Here is a 12,162-nt window from a genome sequence, read left to right on the forward strand (position 1 = left end):
TGCGGCAGAGCGGGGCACGGACAGTATTACCGGCGCCGAGGGAAGAGGCGGCATCATTTTACGATGCCCAGGAATACGGCCAGGCAACGCTCGGTCGCCAGCATCGCATCGGCGTCGATTCGCCCGAATGCCTCTCCCGGCTTGTCTCGCCTCACCGTCATGAACTTGTCCACCATCACCTGAGAAGGCTTTTGCAAACCGTTGCCTTCGCTTGGCTGAACCGTGATCCGCAGCAGCGGTGCAGCAAGGCTACTCTGCCGAGAACGCTGCGGAGTAGCGGTCATACCATTGACGTGGATTCAGGACCTTCCAGCTTCGCTCATCGCCCTTGAGTTCGATGCCCACACCGAGTATCCCATAGCTCGCATACAGGCCGCCGCGCATCTTCTCTTCTCGCAGGCGCAGATTGGCGAGCACGAGCAGCTTCTCACCGCTGATCCGGGCATTGCTGAGCACAATGGCCTTGTCGTTGAGGCGAACTTCACTGTGCCCGCTGACGTCGCGGATGGTCAGCAATTCGTTCAGCCACTGCTGCTCCTTCGTCTGCTTTACGAAGAGATGCACCAGCAGACCGCTGTCCCGCAGGCGCAGGCTGATCTGCGCGTCCAGTTTCAGTGGCCGCTTCCAGATCATGCGGCCGCGGTCGATGTCGATCTGTCCCCACCACAAATTGTCGTGCGCGCTCCCTTCGCTTTCCAGCGAACCGTTGTCGATGCGCAGCTGTGTGCCCGCCGCATCGAAGCTCATCTTTTCCAGATTCCCTTCACTGAGACGCGTACTGATGCGCAGGTCGCCCTTGATGGTCTGCTCCTTGACGTGCACCTCGACGCCGCTGGCCTGCATCTCCAGCTTGGCGCTACCGGTGACGCCGCTCAGCCTGAAATCTGCGGCCAGCGTCGCTTTTCCGGCACCAATCGAGACACCGCCCTCTTTCGGCAGATAAGCGTTGTAGATCGAAATGTCGGGGATTTCCGCAGACCCGAGCGTGATCACCGTCTCCAGATCACGCAGCCCGTGCACTGAATCGAAGCGTTTGCCGACGGTCGTGATGCGAAAATCACGCCCCTTCACGTACGGCACCTGGTCGTCGAGCCTGCGCAGCCCGAAGCGCTTCAGAAATCCCTCCATCCTGGCCTCGGGCGCTCCCCGATCACCCTGAATGGCGGCCTTCAACACGCCGCTGCCGCTGGCCTCGAAATCGAGAAAGCGGCTGACCAGATGGTCCGACTCGGCGTTCAGATTGCTTCCCGGTGCGACCTTTCCTTCGCTGAGCCGCAGCTCGGCGGTCATGCGCGCATCGCCGGAAAATGCCAGCCCCTGATTGCCGTGAAGAAAGCTGTTGAGGAAAGCGATATTTGCCACCGACCCTTCCAGTTTCACCACCCCGCTGAGCGGGGGCACGCGCCCGGAGCGGGCCATCTTGGCCGATAGCGGGCTTGATTTGAGGCGTGCCTCGGTAACGGTGATGCGGGTCTGTAGCGGCGCACCCTCGCCCGCTGCCGCCACTGCCGCCGCTGCCTGCATCTGCACGCTGCTCCCCGAGAGGTCCAGGAGACCGCTCGCCGGATCAGCCTCCCTGATCACCAGATCGACGGCAAGCTGTCCGACGACCGGCTCCATGAACAGCACGCCGGCAATGTTCTCGCCGGCCAGATTGACACGTCCCGATAATTTCCGACCGGCGTAGTCGAGGCGGCCACTCGAACGGGCCGTACCCGAACCCAGACTGAATGGCGGTTGACCCGGAAAGTAGCTGTTCAGCAGCGCGACATCGGGCATCAGCGCGTCCTGCCAGGTCAACGCGGCGGTCGGCTCGATGCGCCTTCTGCGACCATCCGGCGGCGGGCTCGTCGCGGTCAGCTGCAGCCCCTTTCCACGCAAGAAAACCGCGCCCCCTTTCAGCTGCCGTATCTGCATATCCCGCAACGCCATATCGATGCGCATCTCCTCCGCACCGGCCCGCGTCCGAATCCCGGCCGATACGCCACCGGCACCGCTCGCCTCGAAGCCGGAAAACCGGCTGACAAGGCGATCCGACTCGACCGTCACGCTGCTGGGGGACGCCAGCTGCCCAGCGTTCAGGTGCAGATCCGCTTGCAGGCGGCCGCCGCCGCCGAACTCGACGGCGTGGCGCTTAGCGAGGAAAGCGTTGAGGAAATCGATATTCGCCACCGTTCCCTCCAGCTTGACTTCGCCGCTGAGCGGCGGCTGTCCGGAATACTGCCTGAGCTCGTCGAGCGACAAGGCCGATGCCAGTTGCGCGCGCACGAGCTTGAGCTCGGTCTGCAAAGCGGCCGGGCCCGCCGCGCCGGCAGGCCCTTGCTCGGATGCCTGCATCCTGATCCGGGTACCGGAAAGATCCAGGCGCCGGTTCCTGAAATCGGCCTGTTTGATCATCAGATCGACAGCCAGCGTACCGACCACTTCCTTCTCAAAAACGATTCCGGAGATTTTCTCCCCGGCCAGCTCGAAGCGGCCGGAAACCTGCCGCTCGGCATAGGTGAGCTGTCCGTTCAGCCGCGCCTTCCCCGAGGTCAGTCGGAAGGGCAGCCCGCCGGGCAGATAACTGTTCAAGAGCGCGATATCGGGCATCACGGCTTCCCGCCACTGCATGGACACGGACGCTTCGCCCGGCCTCTCGCTCAGATTCACGGGAGCCGCGGTCAAGCCGAGGTTAAAGCCCTCGGCTTGCAGAAAAAGCTGGTTTTGCGGGAGCCTGCGCATCGCCACATCGCGCAATTCCACCTGCAGCCGCGTTTGCCCCGAGCCCTGCTCAACCCGGACATCGCCGTGCACCCTGCCCGCCCCCTGGACAAGGTGACGCTCGCCGGCACCGGACGCGAGGCGCTCATCCAGAACGAGCGTCAAATCCGGTGATTCGATGGACAGTTCGCTGCCCTCCATCAAGGTGCCGTGTTCGATGCGCAGGCTTGCCTGCAGGCGACCGCTGCCATCCAGCTGCAGCCATTGGCTGTTGCTGAGATAGGCGTCGATGAAGCCAAACGATGTCAGATCGCCGGTCACGCCGATGCGCCCCGAAACGAATCTGGCCGCTCCGGCTCCCGGGTTTTCCCCGGGGACAAACTCATCAACGCCAAGGTCGACATCGCCCTGCAGATCGGAGGCGAGCAACTCGGAAGCGCGCAGAAGTTTGCCGGACTCCAGCTGAACCCGCCCACGCGCCATGGCCAGGGGCCCATCGAGGCGGTAATTGAAATCATCGAGCCGCAGCCTCGCCTGGCCGCTGAAGTGGTAGCCGTTGACTTCAAGTTCCTGGATTTGTGCCATGTCCGCATCGCTCACCGCAATGCTCCAGCCAGACCATTCACTGGCCGCTTCGGCTGCTGGCGGGGTCAGCGTCTGCGCCGCCGTGTCCGGCTGCGAAATCGTGCTTGCTGGTCGTTTCGGGAGCGACGGCGTGGCATCCGCTTGCGCCGCCGCAGTGGCACTCGGCAACTCACCGGCCGTTGCAGGCGTTGAAGCGGAGTCCGTAGCCGGCGCAGGGGCAAGCGCAAGCCGATCGCGTACCACTGCCGTTATACTGTCAACTTCGACGCCTTTCAGCCGAAATGTCCTGGCGAAGAGACTGCCCAGCGCCAGGCGGGCCTCACCGTGATCCATGGAGAGCCACCATTGCTGCTGCGTTGTCTGACCGCGCAGCGTCAACCCTGTGACCCGCAGATGACCCGGCACGAGTGTCCATGCGGATACCCATTCGATGCTCAAACGATCGGGGTCGCGGCTGAGCATCTGCGGCAGGAAGCGGCCATTGAGCAGCAGGTTCCCCGCTAGCAGATAGACAATTTCGAGCACCGCGACGAAAGCGAATGCCTTTATTAGCCAGTTTCGTAATTCTGGTTTACCGCCAACCATCGCCTGCTCCATCCTCTGCTCAGCAAGAACGCACTCCAAGGGCAGGGCGAAACCTGCCCGGCAGATGACTCCGCTCAGGTGCATCCACGCACCACTGCTTCAGGCTTCGCCGCAATGCTGTCTACGGCAGTTGGACCGCGTCAGTCTTGCGTTTGTGACTCATCAATTGTTCCTCCAAAGGTGGATCATCCACCTATCGAGGGGTCCAGGGAAATTAGACCACGTCACGACGAGAAGGTCAGCAGTACCACGGAAAGCCGACATGCAGGAGGGAGAGCGAGATTTCGGCTACCCGACCATACGGGACGTTTGCGCCAGTAAGGTCGAATGCGTGCCAATCCCCCTTTGCCGTACCCTGGCCCAAGGTCAGCTCTCGGCCCGGAGGATAGGGCGAGGGAGCGATGATCACCATCCTCTCCATCTATCCGCTCGGCCTATGCCGTCGTTGTCAAGACCGATGGCGATAGCCGGTTTCATGGTTCTGGCGTTCCCGTGTCTTGGTTGCCAAGTTCAAGCTCACTCCTGGCAGCCGCGGCAAGCGCTTGGTACTTGGTGCGGAATGCGTCAAGCGTGTCCTCTTCGATCTCCTCCAGATCGAGTAGCGCATTGTGTGCACCCTTGGTCGCTCTGATCAGTTCGTCGAGCTTCACCTGAATGGCTTCCGTGTCCCTGTTCTGCGTGTTTTGGATCAAGAACACCATTAAGAACGTGATGATGGTCGTGCCCGTGTTGATCACCAGTTGCCACGTATCACTGAACCTGAACATAGGGCCCGTGACTACCCAAACGGCAATGACTCCCACCGCAAGTGTGAAGACTCGCGGGCGCCCGCAGAAGTGAGAAGCGCCTTTTGCAAACTTGGTGTACCAAGAAGCTCTAGCCATGGAACGGACCTCGTTTCAGGTGTTGTTACTGCGAACGGTCAAGTCTTGGTTGCGGCTGGGCAATGCGGCGTAGGTCAGCGGCTGGGAATCCCCTCCCGGTAGCCATTGACCACAGGCCAGCTATCGAGTCATGCTGGCGTGACCGTCCTCGCCCGCCCGGCTACTCATGGCATCGCCAGAAACGCAGGCTACCGGCGCCGTTCGCCTGCCGCATCGGGGTTTGACGCTTCGGGATCGCGCGTTGTGAAGCGTCCTACAGGGGCCGCGCGACATGCACCGTATCCGGCTCGTCCCAGTCACGATGCGGGGTGAAACCCAACTGCCGCGCGAATTTCAGCATCCGGTGATTGGTCGCCAGGATGATCCCCTCCATGCTCGTCAGGCCACGTGCGCGAGCCGTATCCATCAGCGTCGCCATGAGGATTCCCGCGACCCCCGAACCCTGCCAGGCGTCGCCGACAGCGACGGCGAACTCGCAACTCGCGCCATTCGGATCGACGATGTAGCGGGCCACGCCGATTTCCGTCTCCTTCCCATCGTGCGGCAGCGTCGCCACGAAGGCCATGTGCTTGTCGTAATCGACATCGGTCAGGTAACGTAGCTTGGTCGTCGGCAGTTCTTTCAAGGTCACCATGAAGCGCGAGTAGCGCGACTCGGGCGACAGATGGCGAACGAAGTCGGCCTCGATCGACGCGTCGTCCGCGTTGATCGGGCGAATCGTCACTTCGCTGCCGTCGAACAGGGTGCGTTTACGAACCAACTCGGCGGGATATCTGGCCATCGCCATCGTCAGCCGGGCGAATGCGGTGCGGGTCTGGCGCCGAGGTAGGCCACGATCGCGTTCAAGGTTTGCACCTTGCCGTAGTCGGACTCCGGGATATCGACGCGAAACTTTTCGCGCAATGCGAGGATGACGTTGAGCCAGTCCATGGAATCGAGATCGATCTGGTTGCGCAGGGGTTTGTCCGCCTCGATGCGCTCGGCATCAAGCTCGGGGGCGATGGTGCGCACGACGGAGAGTACGGCGGCGCGAAGTTCCTGGTCATTCATGGTGCTTACGCTCCAGTAAACACTGCTCGGCGACCGGCCGCACGGTACAACATCGGAAATCCTGAGCGGCGCTCAGAGACTGAGTCGCGCCCAAAATGCAGTTTGTTACCGCTGCCCGTCGCAGCGGTCCTCGAAAATGGCGTTGGCGGTTTTTCTCGCCTTGCTGGTCATCGTTACGGCAGACAGCCCATCGACGCCTGGTGGCACGGCGCCTTCGGTGGCATGCTTCAGCCATACTACACAAGCATTCCCCCTGCGCAAACTGTCGCGCGTCTAAACTGACGCTGTAGCCATCATCGACGGAGCCGTTCGCCAAGGTGCACCCAGAATTCATCCGCAAGTCGCCACAGGAATGGCGTGTGCCGCCGCATCTCGCGGATTGGCAACGCGAGCACGCGTGTTTCTCGTGGCCGGCTGTGCGCCAGGAACTCACCGGCGCGGCGCAGGGCGAACTCAATATCGGCCGTCTGGCGGTGGATCGGCACCTGGCGACGGCGGTACGCGGGCGAGTAGCGTTTCGCTTCATCAGTCGAAACGATGTACGGCGCGACGTCAGCTTCGAGGAACTCGCACGCCAGACCAACCGCTTTGCCAACGTGCTGCAGCGACTCGGCGTCGGCAAGGGCGAGCGCCTGTTCATTCTGGCAGGTCGGCTGCCGGACCTATACACGGCGGTGATCGGTGCGCTGAAGAACGGCAGCGTGGTCTCGCCGCTGTTCTCCGCCTTTGGTCCCGAGCCGATACGCACGCGCATGGCCATCGGCGAGGGCAAGGTGCTGCTGACCAGCGAGTCCCTGTTTCGTCGCAAGGTGGCCGGCATTCTCGGCCAACTGCCGGCGCTCGAGCACATCCTGCTGATTGGCGACGATGGTGGCCGGACCGCCATCCCCGGAACCCTCGATCTGGCGACACTGATGGAGCAGGCCACGGATGATTTCGCGGCCGTTCCCACCTCGGGCGAGGACATGGCCTTGCTGCATTTCACCAGCGGCACCACTGGCGCACCCAAGGCCGCGATTCATGTCCACGCGGCGGCCATTGCTCACTATGCGACCAGCAAGTACGCGCTCGATCTGCATGAACAGGACTTGTTCTGGTGTACCGCCGATCCGGGATGGGTCACCGGCACTTCATACGGCATCATCGCGCCGCTGCTGCACGGCGCGACGAGCCTGGTCGACGAGGCCGACTTCGACGCCGGGCGCTGGTACCGCTTGCTGCAGGAGCACCGGGTCAGCGTCTGGTACACGGCGCCGACGGCGATCCGCATGCTGATGAAGGGCGGCGCGGAACTCGCCCGGCAGTACCGCTACCCGGAGCTGCGTTTTATCGCCAGCGTCGGCGAGCCGCTCAATCCGGAGGCCGTGTGGTGGGGGCAGCAGGTGCTGGGGCTGCCAATCCACGACAACTGGTGGCAGACCGAGACCGGCGCCATCATGATCGCCAACGTCCAGGCCATGGACATCAAGCCCGGCTCGATGGGCAAACCCTTGCCGGGCATCGATGCCCGCCTGATGCGTAGGCGCGCAGGCGGCGGCATCGAAGAGGTCATTGCTGACGACGTCGAGGGAGAGCTGGCGCTTCGGGTCGGCTGGCCGTCGATGTTCCGCGGCTATCTCGGGCAGGAGGAGCGCTACCGCAAGTGCTTTGCCGGCGACTATTACCTGACCGGTGACCTGGTCAGGCGAGACGCGGAGGGCTACTTCTGGTTCGTCGGCCGCGTCGATGACCTGATCAAGTCGGCCGGACACCTGATCGGGCCATTCGAGGTCGAGAGCGTCCTGATGGAGCATCCGGCCGTTGCCGAAGCCGGGGTCATCGGCAAGCCCGATCCCGTGGCCGGCGAGGTGGTCAAGGCCTTCGTCTTGCTCAAACCGGGTTTCGGCGAGAGCGAGTCGCTGCGCATGGAACTGCTCGGCCACGCACGCAAACGCCTGGGCGCCGTCGTGGCGCCGAAGGAGATCGCGTTTGTGTCGACCCTGCCGCGTACGCGCAGCGGCAAGATCCTGCGCCGCCTCCTGAAGACGCGCGAGCTTGGACTGCCCGAGGGCGACACCTCGGTGCTGGACGACTCGGGGTGAGCGCGCTTCGGCGCAGACCCGCTTTCTCGGTCAGCCCGGCAGCGCAGCACGCGAGCGCGATCAGCAAGTCGGTCTTCTCCTGCGGGTGTGTGCCACCCGCGCGGCGAGTTCCGCGCCTTTTCTGGCGTCTTCGGGAAAGCGTTTACGCCGACAGAGCACTGGTTCCGCTCCGAATGCGAGCCTTGCGCATGACTTTCCGACGTCAGCAACGGCTCCTTTACCCGCCGTACGGGAAGCGCTGCTTGGGGCGGTGGCCAGTCCGTCAAGCGAGTGGACCCTGGCCGATATGATATTTTTCGTCCGTCCAGACCGGCTGGCAAGGTACTCATCTCCGCCACCCACCCGCGCACTGCGACGGCAACGAGACATCACCAACTGCAGACTTTGCAACACCGCGCCAGGCAGCAACTCATCGGCCGAATGCGTAGTTGTCAAAGTGCCAACTACCATGCCGGAGTCGGGACGGTGGATACCAGCAGGCAACGGAGGCGGCGGAGCCAGCGGCGACCGGAAAGCGTGACCTTCGCTGCCCAGGAGTCAGGCTGCGTTTGCCTTGCGACCGTTATATTCCCTGGCGATACTGCACATCGGAGAGCAGGCGGCTCATTTCTTTCTTGACCACGGCGTAGCACTCGCAGGCGCGGGTCTCCAGACCGGATCGGTCAAGAACGGCAATGTGGCCGCGCCGGTAACTGATACAGCCCGCGCGCTGCAGGTTCCCGGCCGCATCGGTAACCCCTTCCCGGCGCACGCCGAGCATGCTGGCGACCAGTTCCTGGGTCATGACCAACTCGTTCGTCGGCAGGCGGTCCAGCGTCATCAGCAGCCAGCGGCACAGTTGCTGCTCAAGCGTATGGCGCCGGTTGCACACCGCCGTCTGCGCCATCTGCGTCAGCAAGGCCTGCGTGTAACGCAGCAACAGGCGCTGCAGCAGGCCGGCACGATTGAACTCCTGCAGCAGTTTGTGTTGCTCCAGCCGGTAGGCGTGGCCTGCAGTTTGCACTACGGCCGAGCTTGATGTGGTGTTCCCGCCCATGAACAGTGAAACACCGACAACGCCTTCACTGCCGACGCCGGCGGTTTCGGCTGTCGCGCCAGACTCGGTGACATAGTGCAGCGAGACGATGCAGGTCGTCGGGAAATAAGCGTGCTGTAACTGTCCGCCGGGTTCGTAAAGCATCTGCCCGAGAGGCATCGGAACCAGTTCCAGTTGCGCAGCCAGCGGTTCGAATTCAGCTGTCGGCAAGGCGGCGAGAAGATGGTTCTGATTCGGACTATGCGCGTTTGACATGAGCAGGGGCCCACAGCGTGGGTTCATTTCAATACTTGCCGGTGAGTTCGACGCCGATTCCTCGGTAGCCGAGGAATCGGCAGGACTGATTGAACATGGGCTCCCCGCTGACCTGAAACGTCTGCTGCGAGCCATCGGCATTGACGCGGGTGAACACAAAGTCCAGGAAAGGTTGCCGGGCGGCAATGGTCGCCTGCAGCAAGTCCCGCTCCGCCTCATTCCAGCCGGCCAATTGCATACCGACGGCATCATCGACATCTCCACCCAGCTTGTCGACCCGGATTCCCAGCATCTCCAGCACCGGGCCGGAAACCTTGGTGAAGTTCATGTTCTCGTCCTGCTCCCAATACCAGTCGGAAGCCAGTTCGGTCAGGCTGCGATAGCGGGCTTCGCTTTCGCGCAGTTCGGCGGTACGTTCCTGCACGGTCTCTTCCAGCTCCTTGTTGTAATTTTCGAGCTTCCCGTACAGCAGGCGAACTTCCAGCAGGTTGCGGATGCGCGTCTTGACTTCAAGCAGATCGAAGGGCTTGCTGACGAAATCCCGGGCACCGGCCAGCAGGGCGCGCAGCTTGTGGCCTGGCTGGGCAGTGATTACCAGCACCGGCAGAAAACTGTCCGCCGTGTTGGTCTTGAGGCCTTCCATCACCTGGAAACCATCCATGCCGGGCATCTGCAGGTCGAGCAGGATCAGGTCGTAGCGGTTTTTTCGATGCAGCGCGCAGACCTCGCGCGGATCCATGGTCGAGGTCACAAAGCGGTATCCGGCCTCAATCAGCATTTGTTCAAGCAGACTGACATTGGATTCCTGGTCGTCAACGATCAGAATTCTGGCGCCAAGCATCTCTGATTCAGTGATCAACATGCGGGTTCCCTATGGGCAGCGTTGTTGCGCCCGTCTGCGGCAAATTGCAGGGCCACATCCAGCGCAGACATGAATTCCGCAACCTTGATCGGTTTGGTGAGATATCCGAAGAATCCGGCTTCGAGCCCCTTCTCGATATCGCGCGGTCTGGCGTTGGCACTGAGTGCGATCACCGGGATGTGGGCTGTTGCCGGGTCTTCACCCAGTATTCTAAGCGCCTGCAGTCCGTTGATGCCCGGCAGGTTGATGTCCATCAGGATCACATCCGGCACGGCGTCGCGCGCAATCTTGATGCCCCGGTAGCCGTCCGCTGCGCTCAACAGGCGAATATCAGGCCGCCGCGCGACGAGATCCTCGATCAACATCAGATTGGCCGGGTTGTCCTCAACGTAGAGCAGCGTGCGCAGCGGTGCGGCGCCGCCAGCAAGCAAGGGGTCAGGTAGCCGCGTTTCGGCCGCAGCGGCGAGCACCTGCGGTCCCGGGATCAGCTTCAATTCGATCCAGAACACACTGCCTTCCCCGACCGTGCTCTCAACGCCGATTTTGCCCCCCATCCACTCAATCAGCCGCTTGCTCACCACCAGGCCGATCCCTGTGCCTTCGGTGTCTTTTTCCTCTTGTCCGAGACGGTTGAACGGCTTGAAAAGTTGCGCAAGCTGCTGCGGAGACAGTCCTGCGCCGCTGTCACGGACACTGATACGAATCGAATCCTGACCGACCAAGGTAGCCGTGACGCTGACCGATCCATCCTCCTTGTTGTATTTTATGGCGTTGGAAAGTAGGTTGATGAGTACCTGCTTGACCCGTGTCCGGTCGGCCTGGACGAAACAGGGCATTTTGAAACGCTCGAAAGTCGGATGGATACCACGCTTTTCCGCCTGCGGCTCGATCATGGCCTCGCATTCGCACATGACTTCGCTCAGCGCGACCGGTTCCATTGACAGCGACAGCTTGCCGGACTCGATCTGCGCCAGATCGAGGATTTCATTGATCAGCTCGAGCAGATACCACCCGGCCTTGAGGATCTGAGCAATGCTTTTATTCTGCGAGGGCGTCGGCAAGGGCGTGCCGGATTCGAGGAGTTGGGCAAAACCAAGGATCGCACCGAGCGGTGTGCGCAACTCGTGGCTCATGCTGGACAGAAACTCCGATTTTGCGAGATTGGCTTTCTCGGCCACGATTTTGGCCTTCTCAAGCTCGACGTTCTTGTCCTGCAGAGCCTGATCGAGCCGTGCCCGCTCGGTTTCGATCCGCTTGCGCGCGGTGTTGTCGGTGCCGATCAGCAGGTAGCCGATGATCGAGTTTTGTCCATCGCGCAGGGCGGTGACCGAGACGAGCGCTGGGAAGCGGCTGCCATCCTTGCGGATGTAGGTCAGCTCGTAGATATCCTCGATGCCGCGCGAGGCCTTGAACACCAGTGCCTCGAAGCCGGGTGCAATCGGCGTTTCCAGCTCGGCGCTGAGTGCCTGTGCGCGCTCGATGACTTCCTGCGGGTCGGAAATATCAGCCGGTGTGATCTGGTTCATCACGTCGATCGCGGCGAAGCCCAGCATGCGTTCCGCGCCGACGTTGAAGATCTGAATGACGCCGCTGGCGTCGGTGGCGATACTCGAGAAATTGGCACTGTTGAAAATCGCACGTTGCAGGGCGCCGGCCTTGTACAGCGCCTCTTCCACCTCCTTGCGCGAGCTGATGTCGCTGATCACGATGCGCGTGACCGATCCGTTATTGTCCTGTGCCGCCGTGGCTTCCAGACGCACCCAGAAAGGCGTGCCGTCCTGCCTGACCATCTGCAGCTCGCACGGCGCCGCCGCACCGGTCTCCCTGAGCTGTTTGCGCAGCAGATAGAAAGTGTCCGCGCCTGCACTGGAAATATAACGGGAGAAGGCTTGCTCGACCAGCTTGCCCCGGGCCACACCCAACAAGGTGGCGGCGGTCAGGTTGGCCTCCAGGATCAGCCCGGAATTGGCCGCCGCTTCGCTCAGGGTGCAATAGCCAACCGGTGCCAGGTCATAGAGGTCGAAATAGCGCAAGCGCGAAGTTTCCAGGGCCTCGCGCGAGCGCATCAGTTCCTCGTTCTGCATCTCCAGTTCGATCTGTTGCACCTCCAGGGCATGCTGC

At 62.2% G+C, this 12,162-nt stretch carries 8 protein-coding genes and 1 pseudogene; 1 reads left to right on the forward strand and 8 read right to left on the reverse strand.

The features are described 5' to 3' along the window. Positions 1-53: 53 nt before the first annotated feature. From QZ634_RS06135 to QZ634_RS06155, 5 genes and pseudogenes are all read right to left on the reverse strand, one after another. Positions 54-254, reverse strand: a pseudogene (locus QZ634_RS06135) (type II toxin-antitoxin system PemK/MazF family toxin); the annotation flags it as partial. Next, on the reverse strand, positions 250-3,957 hold the full coding sequence (locus tag QZ634_RS06140; RefSeq protein WP_291986443.1) for a hypothetical protein: 3,708 nt from the start codon (positions 3,955-3,957) through the stop codon (positions 250-252). The pseudogene QZ634_RS06135 and the gene QZ634_RS06140, both read right to left, overlap by 5 nt. Positions 3,958-4,346: 389 nt before the next feature. Further along, complete coding sequence (locus tag QZ634_RS06145) at positions 4,347-4,757, reverse strand: low affinity iron permease family protein (protein ID WP_291862933.1); 411 nt, start codon at positions 4,755-4,757, stop codon at positions 4,347-4,349. A 253-nt stretch (positions 4,758-5,010) separates the two neighbouring features. Next, entirely contained in the window at positions 5,011-5,538 is a 528-nt protein-coding gene (locus QZ634_RS06150; protein ID WP_291986445.1) for a GNAT family N-acetyltransferase, read from the reverse strand. 8 nt (positions 5,539-5,546) lie between these two features. Continuing rightward, positions 5,547-5,807 (reverse strand): acyl carrier protein, encoded by a 261-nt coding sequence (locus QZ634_RS06155; protein WP_034909832.1) that lies wholly within the window; start codon positions 5,805-5,807, stop codon positions 5,547-5,549. 317 nt (positions 5,808-6,124) lie between these two features. Here QZ634_RS06155 and acsA point away from each other — a divergent pair, with 317 nt between their 5' ends. Next, a complete protein-coding gene (gene acsA / locus QZ634_RS06160) occupies positions 6,125-7,888 on the forward strand; it encodes an acetate--CoA ligase (protein ID WP_291986452.1) in 1,764 nt (587 codons plus the stop codon). Between the two features lie 562 nt (positions 7,889-8,450). On the opposite strand, the gene QZ634_RS06165 is transcribed toward acsA, so the two are convergent. Genes QZ634_RS06165 through QZ634_RS06175 form a run of 3 tightly spaced genes read right to left on the reverse strand, consistent with a single transcriptional unit; the run spans position 8,451 to position 12,125 of the window. Further along, positions 8,451-9,179, reverse strand: a complete 729-nt coding sequence (locus QZ634_RS06165) for a Crp/Fnr family transcriptional regulator (protein WP_291986454.1) — start codon at positions 9,177-9,179, stop codon at positions 8,451-8,453. Between the two features lie 28 nt (positions 9,180-9,207). Then, entirely contained in the window at positions 9,208-10,041 is an 834-nt protein-coding gene (locus tag QZ634_RS06170) for a response regulator (RefSeq protein WP_291986456.1), read from the reverse strand. Further along, the gene (locus tag QZ634_RS06175) at positions 10,035-12,125 is read right to left on the reverse strand and encodes an ATP-binding protein (RefSeq protein ID WP_366145379.1); all 2,091 of its coding nucleotides are present in this window, start codon (positions 12,123-12,125) and stop codon (positions 10,035-10,037) included. Before QZ634_RS06175 ends, QZ634_RS06170 begins: the two co-directional genes overlap by 7 nt. Between the last annotated feature and the right edge of the window lie 37 nt (positions 12,126-12,162).

This window comes from Candidatus Accumulibacter sp. ACC007, assembly GCF_907163205.1.
Classification (GTDB): domain Bacteria; phylum Pseudomonadota; class Gammaproteobacteria; order Burkholderiales; family Rhodocyclaceae; genus Accumulibacter; species Accumulibacter regalis.

Excerpts from the sequence above, each read along its gene's own strand:
- QZ634_RS06140 (WP_291986443.1), bottom strand. The coding sequence starts at position 3,957 with ATGCACCTGAGCGGAGTCATCTGCCGGGCAGGTTTCGCCCTGCCCTTG.
- QZ634_RS06145 (WP_291862933.1), bottom strand. The coding sequence starts at position 4,757 with ATGGCTAGAGCTTCTTGGTACACCAAGTTTGCAAAAGGCGCTTCTCAC.
- QZ634_RS06150 (WP_291986445.1), bottom strand. The coding sequence starts at position 5,538 with ATGGCCAGATATCCCGCCGAGTTGGTTCGTAAACGCACCCTGTTCGAC.
- QZ634_RS06155 (WP_034909832.1), bottom strand. The coding sequence starts at position 5,807 with ATGAATGACCAGGAACTTCGCGCCGCCGTACTCTCCGTCGTGCGCACC.
- QZ634_RS06165 (WP_291986454.1), bottom strand. The coding sequence starts at position 9,179 with ATGTCAAACGCGCATAGTCCGAATCAGAACCATCTTCTCGCCGCCTTG.
- QZ634_RS06170 (WP_291986456.1), bottom strand. The coding sequence starts at position 10,041 with ATGTTGATCACTGAATCAGAGATGCTTGGCGCCAGAATTCTGATCGTT.
- QZ634_RS06175 (WP_366145379.1), bottom strand. The coding sequence starts at position 12,125 with ATGCAGAACGAGGAACTGATGCGCTCGCGCGAGGCCCTGGAAACTTCG.